We start from the raw sequence: 22,306 nt of genomic DNA, 5'->3' as shown, positions 1-22,306 counted from the left end.
CCCCATGTCCCAATTTACTTCCATTGAACAGAAGGCCAGTTATGGCATCGGTCGTCAGATCGGTGATCAGCTGGCACAACAATCCTTCGACGGCCTGGATCTGGCTGCCCTGGCTCAGGGGATCGAGGACTCCATCGAAAATCGTGCATACGCCGTGAGCCGTGAAGAGCTGGGCGAGGCCTTCCGCCAGCTGACTGAGAAGCTCGAAACCGCCGAGGCCGAGCGTTCCAAGGATCTGGTGGCCGCCGGCGAAGCCTTCCTGAAGGCCAATGCCGAGCGTCCCGAGGTGCAGATCACCGACTCCGGTCTGCAGTATGAAGTGCTGGTGGCCGGCGAGGGCAACAAGCCGGCGCGGGATGACAAGGTGCGGGTCCACTACCACGGCACCTTCACCGATGGCCGGGTGTTCGACAGCTCCATGGATCGTGGTCAACCCGCCGAGTTCCCGGTGGGCGGCGTGATCGCCGGCTGGGTGGAAGCCCTGCAGATGATGCCCCAAGGCTCCCGCTGGAAGCTCTACATCCCCCACGAGCTGGCCTATGGCGCCCGGGGTGCCGGCTCCATCCCGCCCTATTCCGCCCTGGTGTTCGAGGTGGAACTGCTGGATATCCTGGGCTAAGCCCCAGCCAAGAAGCCGACCGGGTGGTCGGCTTTTTTTTGCCTTTTTATCGCCACCCAGGCTGGCTACACTATTAGGCCAGTTTTCAAGGAGCAAAGAGCAAGATGGATATGCCAATCCGTATCGCCCTGATGGGGTGTCAGGGCCGCATGGGCAAGGCCCTGCTGGAAGCCATTAGCCATGCCGAGGGCGTGACCCTGGGCGCCGCCCTGGAACGGCCAGGCGCCGCCGTCATCGGCCTGGACGTGGGGGAACTCAACGGTCTGGGGGCCAACGGCGTCAAGATCGCCGACAACCTGAGCCAGGTGGCGGACGATTTTGACATCATCATCGACTTCACCCGTCCCGAGGCCACCCTGGCCACCCTGGCGTTTGCCGTGGCCCATGGCAAACCCGTGGTCATCGGCACCACCGGCTTGGATGAGGCTGGCAAACAGCAGATCCAGGATGCCGCCACCCGGGTGGGGGTGGTGTTTGCCTCCAACTACAGCGTGGGGGTCAACCTGGTGTTCAAGCTGCTGGAGCAGGCCGCCAAGGTGATGGGGGAGTACAGCGACATCGAGATCATCGAGGGGCACCACAGATTCAAGGTGGATGCCCCGTCCGGTACCGCCCTGTCCATGGGGGAGGTCATCGCCAAGACGCTAGGCCGGGATCTCAAGGAGTGTGCCGTCTATGGCCGTGAAGGCATCACGGGTGAGCGGGATCGCAAGACCATCGGCTTTGCCACCATACGCGCCGGGGATCTGGTGGGGGAGCACACCGCCATGTTTGCCGATATCGGCGAGCGGGTGGAGATCACCCACAAGGCCTCCAGTCGTCTGACCTTCGCCAATGGTGCCGTTCGAGCCGCTGCCTGGCTGGCCAGCCAGCCGGCCAATCTGTATGACATGCAGGATGTTCTGGGTCTGAAGTGAAAAAACCGCCGAAAGGCGGTTTTTTTTGGCTTCTTCTTAGCGACACAGGCCAGCCTAAGCCGGAAAAACGTTGTCCAATTGGTCAGGATTTACTGTGTCTCGACTCGGGATGGCTGATTGTTGATAGATGAATGAATATCGCTGGTAAGATTTGGTGAAAATCTTGTTTTTATAATCTTTCTTGCCTTGTCGTGGGGATTGTTATGGTTTTATTTGCGCGCACATTTGTATTTATATAAATAAAAACAATAAGTTGATCATTGAAATATGATTTTATAAGTTATTTTTGTCAATTATAACCATGGCTGCCATTTTTGATGTCAAACCTGTCAAAAAACAGGCGCCATCTTTCTCGATTGACATTCTATGCAAAAAAATGGAATATTATTTCACTTGCTCGGATCCTGTCGCTTGTCAGTCCGAGAATTTGGTGTAAAATACGCGGAATTTGCCCGCAGGGTGGCGCAGTGACCTGAAAAGGTCGGCTGTCACCGGTGGGCGTCGGCAGCAGAACCTGAACCAGATAGTGACTCGGAGGTCGTCTTGACTCATTCAGCCTTACTCGTGTTGGAAGATGGCACGGTATTCAAGGGCATTTCGATTGGCGCAGAAGGCTGTTCCGTCGGGGAGGTGGTGTTTAATACCTCGATGACGGGATACCAGGAAATCCTCACAGATCCTTCCTATTCCCGCCAGATCGTCACCCTCACTTACCCCCACATCGGCAACACAGGCACCAACAGCGAAGACGAAGAATCCACCGGCATCCACGCCCAGGGCCTCATCATTCGCGACCTTCCCCTCATCGCCTCCAACTTCCGCAGTCAAGAAACCCTCTCCGAATACCTCAAGCGCCACAAGGTGGTGGGCATCGCCGACATCGACACTCGCAAGCTGACCCGTCGGCTGCGGGAAACCGGTGCCCAGGCCGGCTGCATCATGACCGGCCGCAACCTGGACGAGGCCAAGGCGCTGGAGCTGGCCAAGGGCTTCCCGGGCTTGAAGGGCATGGATCTGGCGAAGGAAGTGACCGTCAAGGCAGCCTATCCCTGGACAGAGGGCAGTTGGCAACTGGGCGAGGGGCACGTGAGCCCGGCCGAGCTGCCGCTCCACGTGGTGGCCTACGACTTTGGCGCCAAGCGCAACATACTGCGCATGCTGGTGGATCGGGGCTGCCGCCTGACAGTCGTGCCGGCCAAGACCCCGGCCGCCGAGGTGCTGGCCATGAACCCGGACGGTATCTTCCTGTCCAACGGCCCCGGCGACCCTGAGCCCTGCGACTACGCCATCGCCGCCATCAAGGCATTCCTCGACACCGAGATCCCGGTGTTCGGCATCTGCCTGGGTCACCAGCTGCTGGGTCTGGCCTCCGGTGCCAAGACGGTCAAGATGAAGTTCGGTCACCACGGTGCTAACCACCCGGTGAAGGACCTGGATCGGGACGTGGTGATGATCACCAGCCAAAACCACGGCTTCGCGGTGGACGAGGCAACCCTGCCGAGCAACCTGCGGGCCACCCATGTGTCCCTGTTCGATGGCTCCTTGCAGGGGATCCACAGAACCGACAAGCCGGCGTTCAGCTTCCAGGGTCACCCGGAAGCAAGCCCGGGGCCGCACGATGCCGCGCCGCTGTTTGACCATTTCATCGAGCTTATCAAGACGTACCGCGCATAAAGAGTAGGGTAGAGAGTCATGCCAAAACGTACAGACATTCAAAGCATCCTGATCCTGGGCGCGGGCCCCATCGTCATCGGCCAGGCCTGTGAGTTCGATTACTCCGGCGCCCAGGCCTGTAAGGCCCTGCGGGAAGAGGGGTACCGCGTCATCCTGGTGAACTCCAATCCGGCCACCATCATGACCGACCCCGAGATGGCCGATGCCACCTACATCGAGCCCATCACCTGGGAAGTGGTGCGGGAGATCATCAAGAAGGAGCGGCCGGACGCCGTGCTGCCCACCATGGGTGGCCAGACCGCCCTCAACTGTGCCCTGGAGCTGGAGCGCCAAGGGGTGCTGGCCGAGTTCGGGGTGGAGATGATCGGTGCCACCGCCGACGCCATCGACAAGGCCGAAGACCGCCACCGTTTCGACCTGGCCATGCGCAGCATAGGCCTGGAATGCCCCCGTGCCGGCATCGCCCATAACATGGACGAAGCCTGGGACGTGCAGAAGAAGGTGGGCTTCCCCTGTATCATTCGTCCCTCCTTTACCATGGGTGGCTCCGGTGGCGGTATCGCCTACAACCCGGAAGAGTTCGTGGAGATCTGCGAACGCGGCCTGGACTTGTCCCCCACCAAGGAACTGCTGATCGACGAGTCGCTGATCGGCTGGAAAGAGTACGAGATGGAAGTGGTGCGGGATCGTCACGATAACTGCATCATCGTCTGCGCCATCGAAAACTTCGACCCCATGGGCATCCACACCGGTGACTCCATCACGGTGGCCCCGGCCCAGACCCTGACCGACAAGGAATACCAGCTGATGCGCAACGCCTCCATGGCGGTGCTGCGCGAGATCGGCGTGGAAACCGGCGGCTCCAACGTCCAGTTCGGCATCAACCCGAAAGACGGCCGCATGGTCATCATAGAGATGAACCCCCGGGTGTCCCGTTCCTCCGCCCTGGCCTCCAAGGCCACCGGCTTCCCCATCGCCAAGGTGGCGGCCAAGCTGGCGGTAGGTTACAGCCTGGACGAGCTGATGAACGACATCACCGGCGGCAAGACCCCGGCGTCCTTCGAGCCCTCCATCGACTACGTGGTCACCAAGGTGCCGCGCTTCAACTTCGAGAAGTTTGCCGGCTCCAACGACCGCCTCACCACCCAGATGAAGTCGGTGGGCGAGGTGATGGCCATCGGCCGCAACTTCCAGGAGTCCCTGCACAAGGCCCTGCGCGGTCTGGAGACCGGCAAGACCGGCTTCGACCCCATGGTGGATGCCAAGGATCCCGACAGCTTCGCCCGCATCAGCCAGGAGTTGCAAAACGCTGGCGCCGAGCGGATTTGGTACATCGCCGATGCCTTCCGTGCCGGCCTGTCCGTCGAGGGTGTGTTCAAGCTGACCAAGATTGACCCCTGGTTCCTGGTGCAGATCGAGGAGATCGTCAAGCTGGAGGAGCAGGTCAAGGAAGGCGGCATGATCGGCCTGACCCCGGAGCTGCTGCGTCAGCTCAAGCGCAAGGGCTTCTCCGATGCCCGCCTGGGCAAGCTGCTGGGGGTGGCGGAAGGCGAGGTGCGCAAGCTGCGCTACAAGCACGAGATCCTGCCCGTCTACAAGCGGGTGGACACCTGTGCCGCCGAGTTCGCCACCAACACCGCCTACATGTACTCCACCTATGACGAGGAGTGCGAGGCGGCGCCCACCAACAAAGACAAGATCATGGTGCTGGGCGGCGGCCCGAACCGGATCGGTCAGGGTATCGAGTTCGACTACTGCTGCGTGCACGCGGCCCTGGCCCTGCGGGAGGATGGTTACGAGACCATCATGGTCAACTGTAACCCCGAGACCGTCTCCACCGATTACGACACCTCGGACCGCCTCTACTTCGAGCCGGTGACTCTGGAAGACGTGCTGGAAATCGTGCGGGTCGAGCAGCCCAAGGGCGTCATCGTCCAGTACGGCGGCCAGACCCCGCTCAAGCTCTCCCGCGCCCTGGAAGCCGCCGGCGTGCCCGTCATCGGCACCAGCCCGGATGCCATCGACCGGGCCGAAGACCGTGAGCGCTTCCAGCAGGCCGTGGAACGCCTGGGGCTGAAGCAACCGGAAAACGGCACCGTCACCACCATCGAAATGGCGGTTCAGACCGCGGCCCGCATCACCTACCCGCTGGTGGTCCGCCCCTCCTACGTGCTGGGTGGCCGGGCGATGGAAATCGTCTACGACGAACAGGATCTGCGCCGTTACTTCAACGAGGCGGTGAGCGTCTCCAACGAGTCACCCGTGCTGCTGGATCGTTTCCTGGACGACGCCACCGAGGTGGACGTGGACGCCGTGTGTGACGGCGAGCAGGTGGTGATCGGCGGCATCATGGAGCACATCGAGCAGTGTGGTATCCACTCCGGTGACTCCGGCTGCTCCTTGCCGCCCTACACCCTGTCCGCCAACGTGCAGGATCGCATCCGCGACCAGGTGCGCAAGCTGGCCATGGAGCTGGGGGTCATCGGTCTGATGAACGTGCAGTTCGCCGTGAAGGATGACGAGATCTACCTCATCGAGGTGAACCCCCGTGCCGCCCGCACCGTGCCGTTTGTCTCCAAGGCCACCGGTGCGCCCCTGGCCAAGATCGCCGCCCGGGTGATGGCTGGTCAGTCCCTGGCCGCCCAAGGCTTCACCCAGGAGATCATCCCGCCCTTCTACTCGGTGAAGGAAGTGGTGCTGCCGTTCAACAAGTTCCCCGGCGTCGACCCCCTGCTCGGCCCTGAGATGCGCAGTACCGGTGAGGTGATGGGGGTGGGCGATACCTTCGCCGAGGCCTATGCCAAGGCCCAGCTGGGCGCCAACAGCGCCATCCCCCGTACCGGTCGCGTGCTCTTGTCCGTGCGCAACGGTGACAAGCAGCGGGTGGTGGATCTGGCCTCCAAGCTCATCGAGGCCGGTTTCGAGCTGGATGCCACCCACGGCACCGCCGTGATCCTGGGTGAAGCCAGCATCAACCCGCGTCTGGTGAACAAGGTGCACGAAGGCCGCCCCCACATCCTCGACCGGATCAAGAGTGGCGAGTACACCTACATAGTCAACACCGCCGAGGGGCGTCAGGCCATCGAGGACTCCAAGCAGCTGCGCCGCGGCGCCCTGCAGCACAAGGTGTCCTACACCACCACCCTGAACGCGGCCTTTGCCTGCTGCATGGCCATGCCGGTGGACGAGACCGAAACGGTCAGCTCGGTGCAGGAGCTGCACGCCCGGGTCAAGGCCGGCCGCTAAGCCGCTCTGCTGACAAAAAAGCCTCCCGATTGGGAGGCTTTTTTTATCCCCGACGTGAGGGGCTTATTGCCGGCTGGTTGGGCTGCCAAGCCGCCCCGCTTTTTCCAGGGTGATATTGGGCAGCAGGGCGCCGGCATCCAGCACCAGGTGCAGCTGGTAGCCCAGTCCCTCCTTGGGCGGGGCACTGAGCAGCTGCTGGGCCAGGGCCAGGGCACCGAGCATATCGGGGCGGGCCAGCAGGGTGACATCGGCCTCGCCGTAGGCCGGCAGTACAGGCAGCTGGTTGGCGACGCCGGAGAGCAGGGCATGCCCCTCCACCGACAGATCGTAACTGGCGCCACGCAAGGAGAGTTCCCGATCGTTGGGATTGCTCAGGTGCAAGGAGATGGCCAGCTGGGGCAGGCCGCTGGCCTGGGGCTGCAGCGCCACGGAATTGACCAGCACCTTGGGGGCCTGGACGGGGTTGAGGCTGGCGCAGGCGGACAGCAGCAGACAGCACAGCACGAGTAGACGGGACAAGATTCTTCTCCGACAGTGGGGCGACAGGTTGGCGGCCACTGTGACAGGCGATCCCGCGCTTGGCAAGGCATGGGGGAGGGACTCATCCGTCGGCTTGCTCTGCCGCGCTTTTCCCCGCACAATGTGCGTTTTTCCACGTCAAATGGCAGGACGCCCATGAGCACAACCAACCCAACCACGATCACCTTTGTGATCTACATGCTGGCTATGATCGCCATCGGCTTCATGGCTTGGCGTTATACCCGCAATCTGTCCGACTACATTCTGGGCGGTCGCCGGCTGGGCAGCTTCGTCACCGCCATGAGCGCCGGTGCCTCCGACATGAGCGGCTGGCTGCTGCTGGGCTTGCCGGGTGCCATCTTCGTCTCCGGCATCAGTGAAAGCTGGATCGCCATTGGCCTCGTGATCGGGGCCTGGTTCAACTGGCTGCTGGTGGCCGGTCGCCTGCGGGTCTACACCGAGCTCTCCCGCAACGCCCTGACCCTGCCGGATTACTTCACCCACCGCTTCGAGGATCGCAGCCGGCTGCTGCGGGTGTTATCCGCCATCATCATACTGCTGTTCTTCACCATCTACTGTGCCTCCGGCATGGTGGCCGGTGCCCGCCTGTTCGAGCAGACCTTCGGCTTTGACTACGGCACCGCCCTGTGGCTGGGCGCGTTGGCGACCCTGGCCTACGTGTTTATCGGTGGCTTCCTGGCGGTGAGCTGGACCGATACGGTGCAGGCCACCCTGATGATCTTCGCCCTGCTGCTGACCCCGGTCATCGTCATGCTCCATGTGGGCAGCTTCGGCGAGGCGGTGAGCACGGTGGAGCAGATCAATCCGGCCATGACGGATCTGTTTAACGGCACCACCACCATCGGCATCATCTCCCTGATGGCCTGGGGCCTGGGCTACATGGGGCAGCCCCATATTCTGGCCCGCTTCATGGCCGCCAGCTCCTTGCAGACCATACCCAAGGCCCGGCGCATCGCCATGACCTGGATGGTGCTGACTCTGGCGGGGGCCATCGGCGTCGGTTTCTTCGGCATCGCTTACTATGCCGCCAATCCGGGTCAGGCCGCGGGCGTCAAGGCCAACAGCGAGACGGTGTTTATCGCCCTGTCCCAGATCCTGTTCAACCCCTGGATCGCCGGCATCCTGCTCTCCGCCATCCTGGCGGCGGTGATGAGCACCCTGTCCTGTCAGCTGCTGGTCTCCTCCTCCGCCCTGACCGAGGACTTCTACAAGGCCTTTCTGCGGCCTAACGCCTCGGACAAGGAGCTGGTGTGGTGTGGTCGCCTGATGGTGCTGCTGGTGGCCCTGGTGGCCCTGGCCATCGCCTCGGATCCCACCAGCCAGGTGCTGGGTCTGGTGGGGTATGCCTGGGCCGGTTTCGGCTCCGCCTTCGGCCCTGTGGTGCTCCTGTCGGTGCTGTGGCCCCGCATGACCCGCAACGGCGCCTTGGCCGGCATGCTGGTGGGTGCCCTGACGGTCATCATCTGGCGCAACGGCGGCTGGTTTGGTCTGTATGAGATGGTGCCTGGCTTTGGCCTGGCCACCCTGACCATCTGGCTGGTGAGCCTGCTGGACAAGGCCCCCTCGGTCACCGTGACCCAGGGCTTCCGCCGCATGGAACTGACCATGGCCGCCAACGGCGAGCTGGATCCAGGCACCGCCGAACAGGCGTGAGGTTACGACAACGAGGCCGGGCAGGATGCTCGGCCTTATTTTTATTAGTGAGTATTCGGTGAACGCTACAGGAAGGGGGTAAGATCGATGCCGTACTGCCGGGGATCGGCGGCGGTTTCGATGCGGTCGGTTTCGCCGCTGCGGGCCAGATCCAGCAGGCGGACCTCCAGGTAGGCGCTGGACTTGGTGCTGTAGAGGATCTTCACCAGGGGCTGCAGGGGGGCCTTGTCATTGCGTTCCATCACCAGGGCCAGGCGACCGCTGTCGAGTTTGACCAGGCTGCCCACCGGATAGATCCCAAGACACTTGATAAACTGCGCCACCAAGGGGCCGTCAAACTGATGGCCGGCGCCTTGCAACAGGATCCGCAGGGCGTGGGAGGCGGGCATGCCGGGCTTGTAACAGCGGTCGGCGGTGAGGGCGTCGTACACGTCCACCACGCTGGCCATGCGGGCGAACTGATCCAACTCATCACCGGTCAGGCCTGCCGGATAACCCTTGCCATCGAGTCGCTCGTGATGGCCGCTGAGCACCGAACGCATGATGGGGCTGAAGCCGAGGGAGGCGTCAAGGATCTGTTGACCCAGGTGGACGTGGGTCTTCATGATGGCGAATTCTTCTTCGGTCAGGCGGCCGGGTTTATGCAGCACGGCGTCGGGGATCATGATCTTGCCGGTGTCGTGCAGCATGCCACCGATGGCCAGCTCCTTCAGCACCTGGCGCGGCAGGCCCAGATGTCGACCGAAGTTGGCCAGATGGATGCCCACGTTCAGGGAGTGCTCCATCAGGTAGCTGTCTTTCTCCCGGATGCGGCTCAGGCACAAGAGGGCATCTGTGTGTTCGAAGATGCTATCCACCAACTCGTCGGCGAGGGCTTCCAAGGGGGCGATGGCAACGGGTTCGCCGGCCTTGAGCTGGTCAAACAGCTTGCCTTGCACCCCCTTTGCCTCTTGATACAGGCGGCGGATCCGCTCCTTGTGCTGGGCCTTGGTGAGCTTGGGCTTATTGGGTGTTTTGGGGGGCGTTTCGGGGGATGCGTTGGCCTCTTGAACGGCTTGCCGCCCGCGCGCCAGATCCACCTCCACCGCCAGCACGCCCAAGCGGGCCATCTGTTGGACTTGCTCGCGGCTGCCCACCAGACCGCTCTGACTCAACTGGGTTTCCCCCTGCTGTTGCAGGATCCGGGTGACAAACATGCCGGGCCGTAGTTCGGCCAGAGGCAGGCGGCGAAGGGTTGTCCGAGTTGTTGCCATATGAGTCTCACACTTGTGATTCCGAGCCCATTTTGCCTGCCGGGGGAAAGGCTGTCATCCGGGCCGATAAAAAGATGCGGTTCGGATGCTGCTTTTTTACTCGGCGGTGCCGACGACCTGGTGCGTGACGCATAACAGATGCCTTGTGCCTGTGGTGGCAGTACAATGCGGGCCTTTTGCGCCGCACCAGGAGTGATAGCGATGCGTTTGGATAAATTTCTTTCCCAGAGCCTGGGGATCACCCGCTCCCAGGCCAGTCGGCTGCTGCGTGGCGGCGAGGTGCTGCTCAACGGCGAGCCGGTCAAGCAAGGGGCCACCACGCTGGGGGAGGCCGACGAGGTGGTGTATGCCGGCCAGAGTCTGCGGCTGACCGGCCCCCGCTACTTCATGCTGCACAAGCCCGAGGGCTATGTCTGCTCCAATGAGGATCCCGATCATCCCAATGTCTTCTTCCTGCTGGAGGAGCCGGCCGTGGGCAAGCTGCACTGTGTCGGCCGGCTGGATCTGGATACCACGGGCCTGGTGCTGCTCACGGACGATGGCCAATGGTCCCATCGCATCACCTCCCCCCGCCACGAGTGCGCCAAGCGCTATCGGGTCTGGCTGGCGGATCCGGTGCCCGAGTCCGCCATCGCCGAATTTGCCGAAGGCATCCAGCTGCGCAGCGAGCGGGAGCTGACCCGACCCGCCGAGCTGGAGCTCATCTCCGACACCGAGGCGCTGCTCACCATCCACGAGGGCAAGTACCATCAGGTCAAGCGTATGTTCGCCGCCATCGGCAACAAGGTGGTGAAGCTGCACCGGGAGCAGATCGGTCCCTTGGCGCTGGATGCGGACTTGGCGCCTGGCGAGTACCGGCCCTTGAGCGAGGCGGAAGTGGCGGCGTTTCTCTAACGCCGCTTTTACTGGCCAGCCCGCTGGGGCTCAGGCCTTCATCCCCAGGATCAGGGCGGTGCCGGCCACCACCAGGGCGGCGCCGGCCCAGGCCGAGGCGGCGGGTCTGTGGCGGTGGTAGCCCCACAGCAGGGGCAGCAGCATCACGGGGGTGGTGGCGGAGAGGATGGCCACCAGGCTCACCTCGCCATGTTTCAAGGCCAACAGTATCAGGGTCATGCCCAGGGCCATGGCCAAAAAGCCGTTTAGCGCCACCACCCCCAGCACCTTGAGGTTGATGGTCTGCCGGGCCCGGGCGAAGGGGACGCCGCTGGCCCGCAGCAGCAGGTGGGCCAGCAGGGCGGCAGCCATGCGGGTGCAGGAGGCGGCCACCGGATCGACGCCGGCGCTCATCACCGGCTTGGCGATGAGACTGCCCAGGGATTGGCACAGGGCCGCCAGCAGCCCCAGGGCCACCCCCAGCCAGAGGGCGCCACGGACCGGCTCGAACCGGTTGTCGTGGCGCCGGCCGAAGGCGATGGCCAGCAGCACGCCGACGAAGATGAGTGCTCCCCCCAGCAGACGCCAGCCCCCCAGCCGCTCATCGAACAGCCAGAGCCCCAACAGGGCGGTGAACAGGGCATTGCAGGCGAACAGCAGCCCGGAGCGGCGCGGTCCCAGGCGGTTGAGACAGGCGTAGAGCGCCGTGTCCCCCACGAAGATGCCGATGAGGCCCGACAGGGCCATCCAGCCCAGCTGCGGCAGGCTGAAGGCGGCAAAGCCGCCGGTGGCGAGGCTCGCCAGCCCCAGCATGGTGGTGACGCAGACCATGCGATAACGGCTGAAGGCGAAGGCGCCCAGATGGGCGGCGGGCAGGACGGAGAGCAGGCTGGCGATGGCCCAGAGCAGGGCGGCGGCCAGGGCGAAGAGTTCGTAATGCACGGGGGCTCCATGACAACGGGCCCCGCAGGGCCCGAATGTGTCGCACCATACTCAGCACCTGGCACAAAGGCAAGCTACTCAGCGCCTGGCGCAATGGCCAGCCTCAGGCGAAGGGATCCTCTTCGTCGCTGGCGATGGGATCCAGGCTCCAGCTGGCGGAGTCGCCGGTGTTCTTCAACTGACCCTCCTCCCGGTGCAGCTTGATCTTGAGCTTGAGGTTGTTGGGGGAGTCGGCGTTCTTCAGGGCCTCCTCCTCGCTGATCACCTCTTCCTCCACCACCAGCTTGAACAAGGAGCTGTCGAAGGTCTGCATCCCCAGGGCGGTGGATTTTTCCATGATCTCCTTCAAGGGGCCGAACTCGCCGCGCTTGATGAGGTCCCGGATGGTGTGGGTGCCCAGCATGATCTCGATGGCGGCGCGGCGCTTGCCGTCCAGGGTCTTCACCAGCCGCTGGGAGACGAAGGCCCGCAGGTTGTTGCCCAGGTCGTTGAGCAGCTGGGGCCGCCGCTCCTCTGGGAAGAAGTTGATGATGCGGTCCAGCGCCTGGTTGGCATTGTTGGCGTGCAGGGTGGAGATGGCCAGGTGACCGGTTTCGGAGAAGGCCAGGGCGTGTTCCATGGTCTCCCGGTCGCGGATTTCGCCGATGAGGATGACGTCCGGCGCCTGGCGCAGGGTGTTCTTCAAGGCGGCGTGGAAGCTGCGGGTATCCACCCCCACCTCCCGCTGGTTGATGATGCTCTTCTTGTGGCGGTGCACATATTCCACCGGATCCTCGATGGTGATGATGTGGCCGCTGGTGTTGCGGTTGCGGTGGTCGATGAGGGCCGCCAGTGAGGTGGACTTGCCCGAGCCGGTGCCGCCGACAAACAGCACCAGGCCCCGCTTCTCCATCACCACGTCCAGCAGGATCGGCGGCAGCTTGAGATCCTCGAAGCGGGGGATGTCCAGCTTGATGTTACGCGCCACGAGGGAGACCTCGTTGCGCTGCTTGAAGATGTTGACCCGAAAGCGGCCCACCTGGGGCAGGGAGAGGGCCAGGTTCATCTCCAGATCTTTTTCGAAGGCGATGCGCTGTTCGCTGTCCATGATGGCGTCGGCGATGGCGGCCACGTCCCCCGGTGCCATGGGCTGATCACTGAGGGTCTTGAGCACCCCTTGAAACTTGGCGCAGGGGGGCGCGCCGGTGGAAAGATAGAGATCGGAACCGTCCTGGGTGGCCAGGATTTTCAACATCTGGGGCAGATCCATGGCATTGCTCTCATCATTCATAGGGTTAGTCTCTCGTGGCCGCGGCAGACCGGGCAGTTGGATTGTCCATGCATCGGGATCTCAGCTCAAGTATGAGCCCTTGGCGGGACGCAATAATTGGCGCTGCATCTTGCTTTGCTCGCTCCCTGACCATAATCCTAGCCCGCGGGCCAAAGGGGGGGATCCGGTGTTCCGTTCTGGGTATACTGCGCGGCAATTGTAATGATTGGCTTGGTGCCATCGTAAAGAGGACTCGACCTATGTTGCTTGCTAGCGCCGCCATGCTGGCCGGCTTGATCTTGCTGATCTGGAGCTCGGACAAGTTTGTGGAAGGGGCGGCCTTGACCGCCCGTTATGCCGGCATGCCGCCCCTGCTCATCGGCATGGTGATCATCGGCTTTGGCACCTCGGCCCCCGAGATGACGGTGTCGGCCCTGGCCGCCTGGCAGGGCAACCCTGGCCTGGCCCTGGGTAACGCCTTTGGCTCCAACATCGCCAACATAGGCCTGATCCTAGGGATGACCGCGCTGCTGGGTACCCTGACCATTGCCTCCAACGTGATCCGCCGTGAGTTTCCCATCCTGCTGTTTATCACCCTGCTGGTGGGCTGGCCCTTGCTGGATGGGGTGGTGAGCCGTCCTGAGTCCTGGCTGCTGCTGGTCGGATTTGCCCTCATCATGATCTGGAGCATACGCGCCGGCCTCAAGGAGCGGGATGCCCTGGGGGATGAGGTGGACGCCAAACTCAGCAGCGAGGCCGAGCAGGTTCCTCTGGGTAAGGCCATCTTCTGGCTGGTGTTGGGCCTGGTGGTATTGATCGCCAGCTCCCGCCTGTTGGTGTGGGGGGCGGTCTCCATCGCCAGCAGCCTGGGGGTAAGCGATCTCATCATAGGTCTCACCATAGTGGCGGTGGGGACCTCATTGCCGGAGCTGGCGTCCTCCATTGCCGCCCTGCGCAAGGGCGAGCACGACATGGCCCTGGGCAATGTGCTGGGTTCCAACCTGTTCAATACCCTGGCGGTGGTGGGTATCGCCGGGGTCATCAATCCCATTGCGGTACCGGGGGAGGTGCTGAGTCGGGATTGGGCCATCATGCTGGCGGTGACCCTGCTGCTCATCGGTCTGGGGCTGATGCCGAGACGGACCCTGGGACGCACCGCCGGCAGCCTGCTATTGCTGAGCTTTGTCGGTTATAGCGTACTGCTGGTCAGTCAGCAGCTGGCCTAACTGCCACCCATCAGCTTCTCGCGAAATACGAAGAACAGGGCCCCCAGCAGGCACAGGCCGGCCCAGAGGTAATCGAGCTTCACCTGCTCCTTGAGGTAGAACACCGAGAAGGGCACGAAGACGGTGAGGGCGATGACCTCCTGCAGGATTTTCAGCTGGCCGACGCTCAGGCTCTGGTGGCCGATGCGGTTGGCCGGCACCTGCAGCAGGTACTCGAACAGGGCGACGCCCCAGGAGAGCAGGGCGGCCAGCAGCCAGGGCTTGTGGCTCATCTCCTTGAGATGGGCATACCAGGCAAAAGTCATGAACACATTGCTGCACACCAGCAGCGAGGCACTGATAAACACCGGGGACATGATGACTCCAACGAGGATGGGGCGGCGCCGTTATAGCAGAAATACCGGACGCGGGGCAGGGATCCGGGCGGGAGAATTTCGTCCATGAGGTCCACTGCCACGCCAGCCGATCTGCCGCTGCTGATGCGGGCCCAGCAACGTCGTCAGCGTTGGCTGTTGGCCCTGCTGGGCCTGGCGGCCCTGGCGGCCCTGCTGCTGAACCTCTCCCTGGGCAGCCTGCCCATCCCCCTGACGGACTGGTGGCACGGGCTCAACCCCTTGCAGTCCCAGGTGATCTGGTCGTTGCGACTGCCCCGGGCCCTGCTGGCCCTGCAGGTGGGGGCGGGGCTGGCGGTGTGCGGCGTGGTGCTGCAGATCCTGTTTCACAATCCGGTGGCGGAACCGGGTCTCGTCGGCATCTCGGGCGGCGCCAGCCTGCTGGCGGTGGCGGCCATCTTTGTCGCCATGCAGTGGGGCCTGCCGCTGCCGCCCTGGGGCACCTCCTTGGCGGCGTTTTGTGGCGCCCTGCTGGTGACCGCGGGCCTGTTGTGGCTGAGCCGCCGGGCCGGCCTCATCGGCGCCCGTCTGCTGCTGCTGGGGGTGGCGGTGGGGATCCTCTCCGGCGCCCTGACCACCTGGCTGCTCTATTTTTCCGACGATCAATCCCTGCGGGCCATCATGTTCTGGATGATGGGCTCCCTGGCCTATGGCCAGGCCCAGCCCGTCTACTGGTGGCTGCCCTACTTGCTGTGCCTGGGTTGGCTCTTGAGTCAGCACCGCCAGTTGGCCCTGCTGCAGCTGGGGGAGTTGCAGGCCCAGCTGTTGGGCCTGGAGCTGGCGCCGGTGCGCCGGCGTTTCATCCTGGCGGTGGCGCTCTTGTCCGGCATGACGGTGGCCCTGGCGGGCCTCATCGGCTTCATCGGCCTGGTGGTGCCCCACCTGCTGCGCCTGCTGGGGCGCGGTGAGCCGGCCTTCTTGTTGCCGGCCTCGGCCCTGGGGGGCGGTGGCCTGCTGCTGCTGGCGGATCTGCTGAGCCGCAGCCTGCTGGCCAGCGGCGAGCTGCCGGTGGGGGTGGTGACCGCCTCCCTGGGGGCACCGCTCTTCATCTACCTGCTGGTACGCCGTCATGCTGAGCCTGTCTGAGTTCGCCATCCCGGGCCGCTTACAGCCCATGAGCCTGGCCCTGCCCACCGAGGGTATCACGGCCCTGCTGGGCCCCAACGGCAGTGGCAAGTCCAGCCTGCTGCTGGGGCTGGCCAACCTGCTGCCCTTCAGCGGTGAGGCCCGCTTCGCCGGTCAGGATCTGCGCCGCTGGTCCATGGCCGCGGCGGCCTGTCAGCGCACCCTGCTGCCCCAGCGGGTTGAGGCGCCCCTGGCCCTGGCCTGTCATCAGGTGATCGCCCTGGGGGCGGCGCCCCTGGGGGGCATGAGTCCGGCCCTCATTCGCGCCGCCGGGGAGCTCAGCGAGCGCCTGGAGGTGACGGGCCTGTTGGGCCGCAGCTTCGGCCAGCTCTCCGGGGGGGAGCAGCAGCGGGTGCTGCTGGTGAAAACCCTGCTGCAGATCTGGCCTGCCACCAACCCGGCGGCGCGCTGGCTGCTGCTGGATGAGCCCCTGACCGGCCTGGACTGGCATCATCAGCTGCAGCTGCTGGCCTTGCTGGACGAGCTGGCCGCCGAGGGCCTGACCATCTGGCTATCTCTGCACGATGTGAATCTGGCGGTGCGTCATGCCGAGCGGGTACTGTGTTTGCAAGGCGGGCGACTGATGGCCCAAGGCGGGGTGGCGACGGTGGACGAGGATCTTATCCAGGCCCTGTATGGCGTGAGGACGGAGCGGCTGCTGCATGGCGGCCGCCCCCTGTTTGTCAGTCGTTAGGCCAACTGTTCCCGGCGGGCCCGGGCGGCCTGCTGCAGCATGGCCAGGGCGCTCTGGGTCTGCTCCCAGCCCAGGCAGGCATCCGTGATGCTCTGGCCGTAGGTGAGCGGGCAACCGGCCACCACGTCCTGGCGACCTTCCTCGATAAAGCTTTCGATCATCACCCCGGCGATGCCGGTGCGACCGCGCTTCAACTGATCACAGATATCCTTGGCCACGTCCAGCTGACGGCGGTGGTCCTTCTGGCTGTTGCCGTGGCTGAAATCCACCACCAGGCGCTGGGGCAGCTCGGCCTTGGCCAATGCCTGACAGGCCTCGTCGATGCTGACGCTGTCGTAGTTGGGGCGTCGGCCGCCCCGCAGTATCACATGGCCATAGGGGTTGCCGGATGTGCGGTAGATGGTCATGCGCCCCTCCTTGTCCGGCGAGGTGAAGATGTGGCTGTGGCGGGCGGCCCGCACCGCATCGATGGCGATGCGGGTGTTGCCGTCGGTGCCGTTCTTGAAGCCCACCGGGCAGGAGAGGGCGGAGGCCATCTCGCGGTGCACCTGGGATTCTGTGGTGCGGGCACCGATGGCGCCCCAGCTGATGAGATCGGCGATGTACTGACCGGTCACCATATCCAGGAATTCGGTGGCGGTGGGCAGCCCCAGGTGGTTGATCGCGATGAGCAGCTTGCGGGCCAGCTGCAGGCCTTCATTGACGTTGTAGCTGCCGTCCAGGTGCGGGTCGTTGATGAGCCCCTTCCAGCCGACTATGGTGCGGGGCTTCTCGAAGTAGGCCCGCATGACGATGCACAGGTCGTCCCGGTATTGGGTCCGCAGCGCGGCGAGGCGGCGGGCATAATCCACGGCGGCCTGGGGATCGTGCAGCGAGCAGGGGCCGACGATCACCAGCAACCGCTGATCCTGGCCGGCCAGGATCGCCTCTATCTCCTCCCGGGCAACGAGGATCTGCTGGGCCAGCTCCGGGGTCAGGGGAGTGACTTCGGCCAGCTCCTTGGGGGTGATCAGGGCGCACAGGCGTTGGGTGCGTAATTCGTCGGTGAAAATGGACATGACAGCCTCTATCCGTAAGGGAGCGGCGTGTGCCGCGATGGGCCAACACCTTAATGCAATTTGCCGTGCAAGGAAATGCTTGGCATCCCGACCGCCTTTGCTAGGATCTGCGCTTTCCCCCTTTCAAGGAGTCTGTCTTGGCTAAGCCTGGCAATACCGGCCTCGGGCGCATCATCCGGGCCACCTTCTACAGCATCCAGGGGCTGCGTTCGGCCTGGCGGCACGAGGCGGCGTTTCGCCAGGAGCTGATCCTGATGTTGGTGCTCACCCCCTTGGCCTTCGTGGTGGGGCAGGGGCTGACCCAGCAGCTGCTGCTCATCATGGTGGGCTGGCTGGTGGTGATCGTCGAGGTGCTCAACTCCGCCATCGAGGCCGTGGTGGATCGCATCGGCGCCGAGCTGCATGAACTCTCTGGCCGCGCCAAGGATCTGGGGTCGGCGGCGGTGTTTCTTGCCCTGGCCCTCAATCTGGTGCTCTGGCTCGGCATGGCCGGCCGCAACCTGCTACATCTTTGGTAAGGCCTCCACCCTGAAGGAGATGACCCATGACCCAGGTGACGCAGGATTATCGGGTTTATGCCGTCGACAGTGAGGGACAACGTCAGCCCCTGGCGGTTCACGGTCTGGTGATTGAACTGGAGCCCGGCAAGGAGTTGGAACTGGTGCTGCAGGCCCATCCCAACCACCCGGGCCAGCTGCTGATCCGCACCGGCAGCGAGCTGGACGCCGGCAGCGACGGGGGCAGCCTGGCGATGCTGGTGGTGCGTCCCGGTGGCTGCAACCAGCTGCACCTGGCGGTGGAACACCATCCCTGGCGGGATGTGAGCTGAGAATCAGGGGCCGCCGGCCCCTTTATTGCGTTCGCCGTCGTCGCGGGAGTATCGGCCCGCCGCCAGTCCCTTGATTGCCCGCTTGTTAACAAACTGTTAGCTTGAGCACAGACGCTTCCGGGTGTCCCCCAACCAAGGAGTCCTGTCGTGAGTCTTGCTTCGCCCCCTCAATCCATGCCCCTGACCGCCACCCTGTCCCTGACCGGCCAGGATGTCAGCGCCAAACGCCAACAGATCCGGGATTACTTCCTGGAAACCTTCGATCGCTACGAGTCGCTGTTCAGCTGCCTGGCCTGTCCCGAGGCCTGGTACCAGAAGGCCATCCCCCTGCGCCATCCCCTGATCTTCTATTACGGCCATACGGCGGCGTTCTTCATCAACAAGCTTCTGGCCGGCCGCCTTATTGAGGCGCGGCTCGATCCCCAGATCGAGGCCATGGTGGCCATCGGCGTGGACGAGATGAGCTGGGACGATCTGGACGAGAGCCACTACCCCTGGCCCGCGGTGACGGCACTGCAGGCCTATCGCCAGCAGGTCAGGGCCAAGGTGCTGGCCTTTATCGACCAGATGCCCCTTAGCCTGCCCCTGGATTGGGAGAGCCCCGCCTGGGCCATCCTGATGGGCATAGAGCACGAGCGCATCCACCTGGAGACCTCTTCGGTGCTGATCCGCCAGCTGCCCCTGGCCTGGGTGCGGCCCAGCCCCGCTTGGCCCGTCTGCCCCCAGGCCCGGTGGTCGCGGGCAGCGGTCCCCAGCAACAGCCTCGTCCAGGTGCCAGGCGGTACTGTTTCCCTGGGCAAGCCCGATAACGATGCCACCTATGGCTGGGACAATGAATACGGGCACAGGGAGCAGGCGTTGGCGCCCTTTGCCGCCAGCCGCATGCTGGTGAGCAACGCCGAGTTCTTCGCGTTTGTCGCCGCCGGGGGCTATGAGGAGCCAGCCTGGTGGAGCGAGGAGGGCTGGCGCTGGCGGGAATATGCCCAGGCGCAGATGCCCACCTTCTGGGTGGGATCGCCGGCGCAGGAGGCAGATCTCAAGCTGCGTTTGATGTGTGAGGAAGTCAGACTGCCCTGGGACTGGCCGGTGGAGGTCAACCAGCTGGAGGCCGAGGCCTTCTGCCGCTGGAAGGCGGCCCAGACCGGGTTGCCCATCCAGCTGCCCAGCGAGGCGGAGTGGGCGCTGCTCGGCGCCCAGCTCGAGGACGGTGACGGTCACTGGCCGGCCGCACCGGCCAACCTCAACCTGGCCCACTGGGCCTCCTCCTGCCCGGTGGATCGCATGGCCCAGGGGGATTTTTATGATCTGGCGGGCAACGTCTGGCAGTGGACCAGCACCCCCATCGACGGCTACGACGGCTTTAAGGTCCATCCCCTGTACGACGACTTCTCCACCCCCACCTTCGACGGCCGCCACAACCTGATCAAGGGGGGCAGTTGGGTGTCTTCTGGCAACCTGGCCATCCGCCACAGCCGCTACGCCTTCCGCCGCCACTTCTTCCAGCATGCTGGGTTTCGCTATCTGGCCTCCCATCACCAGGAGCGGAGCCAGATCAACCCCTATGAGACGGATGCCGGGGTGGCGCAATACCTGCACTGCCACTACGGTGACAACCCCTTCGGGGTGCCCAACTTCAGTGCCGCTCTGGCGGCCCTGGCGGCCCACTATCAGCCCAAGGGCGGCAAGGCCCTGGACATGGGCTGCGCCGTGGGCCGGGCCAGCTTCGAGCTGGCACGCCATTTTAGCCAGGTGGACGGGGTGGACTATTCGGCGCGCTTCATCGATGTGGCCCTCAACCTGGCGGCCCACGACCGGTTCCGTTACGCCCTGGTGCAGGAGGGAGAGCTCCCCGACTATGCCGAGGCCAGGCTCTCGCAGCATGGCATCAGTCAGGCGCAGATCCGGCGGGTGCACTTTAGCCAGGGGGATGCCTGCAACCTCAAGCCCGGCTACCAGGGCTACGATCTGGTGCTGGCGGCCAACCTGCTGGATCGCCTGCGGGAGCCCAAGCGATTCTTGCTGGAGATAGTGCAGCGGTTGAACCCCGGCGGCGTGCTGATCCTGGCCTCACCCTACAGCTGGAGCCAGGAGTACACCCCCAAGGGTCAGTGGCTGGGCGGGGTGCGGGAGAACGGCGAGGCCCTGGGCACCTACCAGGCGCTGCAGCGGCTGCTGGCCGCCAGCTGTGACGAGCTGGCGCCGCCCCAGGATCTGCCGTTTGTCATCCGTGAGACGGCCCGCAAGTACCAGCACACCCTGTCCCAGGTTACGGTGTGGCGGCGGCGCTGACCGCCGGGTAGTGCCGTTGGCGCAGTTGCTCCAGTTGCTGCTGGATGGCGGCGATGTCCGGCCGTTGGGGAAAGGTGGACAACAGTGGGCTGGCGGCCTGGTCAAAGGCCGGCGGCACGTCCCGGTCAAAATACTGGGCATAGCCGGCGGCCTGCCGCAGTATGGCTTGGGCCGTGGGAAAGGCCTCAGTGTCGGCGGCCCTGTAGGGACTGAAGCTGCTCAGCCCCTGGCGCAGCTGCCGCTGCACCTCGGCCTGGCCCAGATAGCGTAACAGCTGCTTGGCCTGATCCGGTTGCCGGGTGGCGCGGGCCGGGATGACGAACAGGTCCAGGGGGGCATCCTCATAGCGCGGCATGTCAGGCCGTAGGCGGGGGAAGGGCAACAGCCCTATGTCACCCAACCTGGCTCTGGGCACGATAAAGCTGGCCATCAGCACCATGGCGGCCTTGCCGTGGTAGAGGTAGGGCAGGGTCTTTTTCCAGTCCAGCTCCGTCTGGTTGTCGTTGAAGCACTTCGCCTCCACCAGGGCGCGCCAATGGGTGAAGATGGCCGTGACCCTGGGATCCGTGTAGGGGATCTCGCCGCGGGTCAACTGCTGGTGAAACGCCAGGCCATTCAGCCGTAAGTCCAGATAGTCAAACCAGGCCAGTGCCGGCCAGCTTTCCTTGGTGCCCAGCATGATGGGGATGATGCCCCGTTGCCGCAGCACGGCGCAGCTGTGGAGCAGTTGCTGCCAGTGGGTGGGGGGCGGGAGCCCGGCCGCGGCAAACAGGGGCTGAGAGTAGAACAGCCCCCAGGGGTAGTAGCTGTAGGGCAAGGCATAGGGTTGGCCGTTCAGGCTCACCGATGAGGCCATGGCCGGTCCAAAGGCGCCATACCAGTCCTCGCTTTGCCACAGGTCGGTCAGGGGCAGCAGCAACCCCCGCCGAGCATAGCTCAGCAGGCGCTCGCCGCCTTGCCATATGAGGATATCCGGGGTGCGTTCACCATCCAGCCAGTGGGGCAGACGCTGCTTGAACAGGGCGTCGGGCAGTACCTGCAGGTTGACGGCCTGGCCGGTGAGGGTCGTGTAGCGCTGCATCACCTGGGTGAGATTTTCTCTGTGTTGCGGGTTGGCATAGATGAAGGCCAGCTCCAGCGGTGCCGCCGTCAGGGGGCTGGCCAGCAGGAGGGCCGCCAGCAGGCTGGGGCACAGACGCAACAATAGGGTGGCAAGGCGTGTCATGGACGGACGCTCTCATGGTGGGCCCAGGGGCGGGCGCCGGATTATAGCCTAAAGCCTAGCAAGGGGACGGTCAGACCACGAGGGGCCGATGGCTGGCTTCTATACTTGAAGGGCAGCGCCCTGCCATCTGGAGGTAACCATGGACAGCCAAACATCCATCCGCCTGATCCAGGCCCATGGCGCCTTACACGGCGACCATTACAGCTTCAACAGCGCCGAGTTCGTCCGCTGGTGTCAGCAGGAGCACCTGCCCATGCCGAGCCTGGAGGAGGCCAACCATGAGCTGGCGCCTTTCTGCATCCGGGTGGGCTATTCGGAGCCGGTGCGGGCCTGGCGCTTCTATCTCACCTGAGCCGCGGCTCACTGCGCAAGGCGGCCCAGGCCTGTCTCTAATACATAAAAACCCAAGCATCGCTTGGGTTTTTATTTGAACGTTTTCTCCGTGATCTGACTCTTTGTCATCCCTTATCACGGCTCTAAATAACCGTTCCGGCAGAGCCAA

The 22,306-nt window shown here is 64.1% G+C and carries 20 protein-coding genes; 13 read left to right on the top strand and 7 right to left on the bottom strand.

The window, feature by feature from the left end; all coding sequences use genetic code 11:
* Positions 1 to 4: 4 nt before the first annotated feature.
* From ABHF91_RS10970 to carB, 4 genes are all read left to right on the top strand, one after another.
* Positions 5 to 619 carry an FKBP-type peptidyl-prolyl cis-trans isomerase gene (locus tag ABHF91_RS10970; protein WP_409420331.1) on the top strand — a complete coding sequence of 205 codons (615 nt, stop codon included), beginning with the start codon at positions 5 to 7 and terminating at the stop codon, positions 617 to 619.
* Positions 620 to 723: 104 nt separating this feature from the next.
* On the top strand, positions 724 to 1,536 hold the full coding sequence (gene dapB, locus ABHF91_RS10965; RefSeq protein ID WP_409420330.1) for a 4-hydroxy-tetrahydrodipicolinate reductase: 813 nt from the start codon (positions 724 to 726) through the stop codon (positions 1,534 to 1,536).
* A gap of 543 nt (positions 1,537 to 2,079) precedes the next feature.
* Positions 2,080 to 3,210 carry a glutamine-hydrolyzing carbamoyl-phosphate synthase small subunit gene (gene carA, locus ABHF91_RS10960; RefSeq protein WP_409420329.1) on the top strand — a complete coding sequence of 377 codons (1,131 nt, stop codon included), beginning with the start codon at positions 2,080 to 2,082 and terminating at the stop codon, positions 3,208 to 3,210.
* Positions 3,211 to 3,228: 18 nt separating this feature from the next.
* Complete coding sequence (gene carB / locus ABHF91_RS10955) at positions 3,229 to 6,456, top strand: carbamoyl-phosphate synthase large subunit (RefSeq protein WP_409420328.1); 3,228 nt, start codon at positions 3,229 to 3,231, stop codon at positions 6,454 to 6,456.
* Positions 6,457 to 6,519: 63 nt separating this feature from the next.
* Here the strand turns inward: carB and ABHF91_RS10950 are convergent, their stop codons facing one another.
* Positions 6,520 to 6,975, bottom strand: coding sequence for an LEA type 2 family protein (locus tag ABHF91_RS10950; protein WP_409420327.1), 456 nt, complete (start codon positions 6,973 to 6,975; stop codon positions 6,520 to 6,522).
* A 156-nt stretch (positions 6,976 to 7,131) separates the two neighbouring features.
* On the opposite strand from ABHF91_RS10950, the gene putP reads away from it, so the two are divergent.
* Positions 7,132 to 8,649 carry a sodium/proline symporter PutP gene (gene putP / locus ABHF91_RS10945; protein ID WP_409420326.1) on the top strand — a complete coding sequence of 506 codons (1,518 nt, stop codon included), beginning with the start codon at positions 7,132 to 7,134 and terminating at the stop codon, positions 8,647 to 8,649.
* A gap of 65 nt (positions 8,650 to 8,714) precedes the next feature.
* On the opposite strand, the gene ABHF91_RS10940 is transcribed toward putP, so the two are convergent.
* Entirely contained in the window at positions 8,715 to 9,902 is a 1,188-nt protein-coding gene (locus ABHF91_RS10940) for an HD-GYP domain-containing protein (RefSeq protein ID WP_409420325.1), read from the bottom strand.
* A 201-nt stretch (positions 9,903 to 10,103) separates the two neighbouring features.
* Between ABHF91_RS10940 and rsuA the strand changes: the two genes are divergently transcribed.
* Positions 10,104 to 10,796, top strand: coding sequence for a 16S rRNA pseudouridine(516) synthase RsuA (gene rsuA, locus ABHF91_RS10935; protein ID WP_409420324.1), 693 nt, complete (start codon positions 10,104 to 10,106; stop codon positions 10,794 to 10,796).
* A gap of 30 nt (positions 10,797 to 10,826) precedes the next feature.
* Here rsuA and ABHF91_RS10930 read toward each other — a convergent pair whose 3' ends face one another.
* Together ABHF91_RS10930 and ABHF91_RS10925 are read right to left on the bottom strand one after the other, a co-directional pair.
* Positions 10,827 to 11,717: a DMT family transporter gene (locus tag ABHF91_RS10930; RefSeq protein WP_409420323.1), complete on the bottom strand. Its 891-nt coding sequence runs from the start codon at positions 11,715 to 11,717 to the stop codon at positions 10,827 to 10,829.
* Between the two features lie 103 nt (positions 11,718 to 11,820).
* The gene (locus ABHF91_RS10925) at positions 11,821 to 12,966 is read right to left on the bottom strand and encodes a PilT/PilU family type 4a pilus ATPase (protein ID WP_409423109.1); all 1,146 of its coding nucleotides are present in this window, start codon (positions 12,964 to 12,966) and stop codon (positions 11,821 to 11,823) included.
* A gap of 260 nt (positions 12,967 to 13,226) precedes the next feature.
* Between ABHF91_RS10925 and ABHF91_RS10920 the strand changes: the two genes are divergently transcribed.
* On the top strand, positions 13,227 to 14,192 hold the full coding sequence (locus ABHF91_RS10920) for a calcium/sodium antiporter (RefSeq protein WP_409420322.1): 966 nt from the start codon (positions 13,227 to 13,229) through the stop codon (positions 14,190 to 14,192).
* Here the strand turns inward: ABHF91_RS10920 and ABHF91_RS10915 are convergent.
* Entirely contained in the window at positions 14,189 to 14,548 is a 360-nt protein-coding gene (locus tag ABHF91_RS10915; protein ID WP_409420321.1) for a DMT family protein, read from the bottom strand. The two genes, ABHF91_RS10920 and ABHF91_RS10915, sit on opposite strands and share 4 nt — an antisense overlap.
* A gap of 84 nt (positions 14,549 to 14,632) precedes the next feature.
* Between ABHF91_RS10915 and btuC the strand changes: the two genes are divergently transcribed.
* Both btuC and ABHF91_RS10905 read left to right on the top strand, forming a co-directional pair.
* A complete protein-coding gene (gene btuC / locus ABHF91_RS10910) occupies positions 14,633 to 15,670 on the top strand; it encodes a vitamin B12 ABC transporter permease BtuC (protein WP_409420320.1) in 1,038 nt (345 codons plus the stop codon).
* On the top strand, positions 15,654 to 16,403 hold the full coding sequence (locus tag ABHF91_RS10905) for an ATP-binding cassette domain-containing protein (protein WP_409420319.1): 750 nt from the start codon (positions 15,654 to 15,656) through the stop codon (positions 16,401 to 16,403). Before btuC ends, ABHF91_RS10905 begins: the two co-directional genes overlap by 17 nt.
* Here the strand turns inward: ABHF91_RS10905 and ABHF91_RS10900 are convergent.
* Positions 16,400 to 17,461: a 3-deoxy-7-phosphoheptulonate synthase gene (locus ABHF91_RS10900; RefSeq protein ID WP_409420318.1), complete on the bottom strand. Its 1,062-nt coding sequence runs from the start codon at positions 17,459 to 17,461 to the stop codon at positions 16,400 to 16,402. The two genes, ABHF91_RS10905 and ABHF91_RS10900, sit on opposite strands and share 4 nt — an antisense overlap.
* Positions 17,462 to 17,598: 137 nt before the next feature.
* Between ABHF91_RS10900 and ABHF91_RS10895 the strand changes: the two genes are divergently transcribed.
* From ABHF91_RS10895 to ovoA, 3 genes are all read left to right on the top strand, one after another.
* The gene (locus tag ABHF91_RS10895; RefSeq protein ID WP_409420317.1) at positions 17,599 to 17,979 is read left to right on the top strand and encodes a diacylglycerol kinase; all 381 of its coding nucleotides are present in this window, start codon (positions 17,599 to 17,601) and stop codon (positions 17,977 to 17,979) included.
* Positions 17,980 to 18,005: 26 nt separating this feature from the next.
* Positions 18,006 to 18,290 (top strand): hypothetical protein, encoded by a 285-nt coding sequence (locus tag ABHF91_RS10890; RefSeq protein WP_409420316.1) that lies wholly within the window; start codon positions 18,006 to 18,008, stop codon positions 18,288 to 18,290.
* A 174-nt stretch (positions 18,291 to 18,464) separates the two neighbouring features.
* Positions 18,465 to 20,579, top strand: a complete 2,115-nt coding sequence (gene ovoA / locus ABHF91_RS10885) for a 5-histidylcysteine sulfoxide synthase (protein WP_409423108.1) — start codon at positions 18,465 to 18,467, stop codon at positions 20,577 to 20,579.
* Here ovoA and ABHF91_RS10880 read toward each other — a convergent pair.
* Entirely contained in the window at positions 20,557 to 21,804 is a 1,248-nt protein-coding gene (locus ABHF91_RS10880) for an ABC transporter substrate-binding protein (protein ID WP_409420315.1), read from the bottom strand. The genes ovoA and ABHF91_RS10880 overlap by 23 nt on opposite strands.
* Positions 21,805 to 21,943: 139 nt before the next feature.
* Between ABHF91_RS10880 and ABHF91_RS10875 the strand changes: the two genes are divergently transcribed.
* Positions 21,944 to 22,156, top strand: coding sequence for a hypothetical protein (locus ABHF91_RS10875; RefSeq protein WP_409420314.1), 213 nt, complete (start codon positions 21,944 to 21,946; stop codon positions 22,154 to 22,156).
* Positions 22,157 to 22,306: the final 150 nt, after the last annotated feature.

Source organism: Pseudaeromonas aegiceratis, from assembly GCF_046254905.1.
In the GTDB taxonomy this organism is placed as follows: Bacteria; Pseudomonadota; Gammaproteobacteria; order Enterobacterales; family Aeromonadaceae; genus Pseudaeromonas; species Pseudaeromonas aegiceratis.
The sequence above is the reverse complement of the archived record's forward strand: the minus strand, read 5'-3'. Positions and strand labels throughout refer to the sequence as shown.

Bases quoted from the DNA above. Each gene is read 5' to 3' on its own strand.
- ABHF91_RS10970 (WP_409420331.1), top strand. From the start codon at position 5: ATGTCCCAATTTACTTCCATTGAACAGAAGGCCAGTTATGGCATCGGT.
- dapB (WP_409420330.1), top strand. From the start codon at position 724: ATGGATATGCCAATCCGTATCGCCCTGATGGGGTGTCAGGGCCGCATG.
- carB (WP_409420328.1), top strand. From the start codon at position 3,229: ATGCCAAAACGTACAGACATTCAAAGCATCCTGATCCTGGGCGCGGGC.
- putP (WP_409420326.1), top strand. From the start codon at position 7,132: ATGAGCACAACCAACCCAACCACGATCACCTTTGTGATCTACATGCTG.
- ABHF91_RS10940 (WP_409420325.1), bottom strand. From the start codon at position 9,902: ATGGCAACAACTCGGACAACCCTTCGCCGCCTGCCTCTGGCCGAACTA.
- rsuA (WP_409420324.1), top strand. From the start codon at position 10,104: ATGCGTTTGGATAAATTTCTTTCCCAGAGCCTGGGGATCACCCGCTCC.
- ABHF91_RS10925 (WP_409423109.1), bottom strand. From the start codon at position 12,966: ATGGATCTGCCCCAGATGTTGAAAATCCTGGCCACCCAGGACGGTTCC.
- ABHF91_RS10920 (WP_409420322.1), top strand. From the start codon at position 13,227: ATGTTGCTTGCTAGCGCCGCCATGCTGGCCGGCTTGATCTTGCTGATC.
- ABHF91_RS10915 (WP_409420321.1), bottom strand. From the start codon at position 14,548: ATGTCCCCGGTGTTTATCAGTGCCTCGCTGCTGGTGTGCAGCAATGTG.
- btuC (WP_409420320.1), top strand. From the start codon at position 14,633: ATGAGGTCCACTGCCACGCCAGCCGATCTGCCGCTGCTGATGCGGGCC.
- ABHF91_RS10905 (WP_409420319.1), top strand. From the start codon at position 15,654: ATGCTGAGCCTGTCTGAGTTCGCCATCCCGGGCCGCTTACAGCCCATG.
- ABHF91_RS10900 (WP_409420318.1), bottom strand. From the start codon at position 17,461: ATGTCCATTTTCACCGACGAATTACGCACCCAACGCCTGTGCGCCCTG.
- ABHF91_RS10890 (WP_409420316.1), top strand. From the start codon at position 18,006: ATGACCCAGGTGACGCAGGATTATCGGGTTTATGCCGTCGACAGTGAG.
- ovoA (WP_409423108.1), top strand. From the start codon at position 18,465: ATGCCCCTGACCGCCACCCTGTCCCTGACCGGCCAGGATGTCAGCGCC.
- ABHF91_RS10880 (WP_409420315.1), bottom strand. From the start codon at position 21,804: ATGACACGCCTTGCCACCCTATTGTTGCGTCTGTGCCCCAGCCTGCTG.
- ABHF91_RS10875 (WP_409420314.1), top strand. From the start codon at position 21,944: ATGGACAGCCAAACATCCATCCGCCTGATCCAGGCCCATGGCGCCTTA.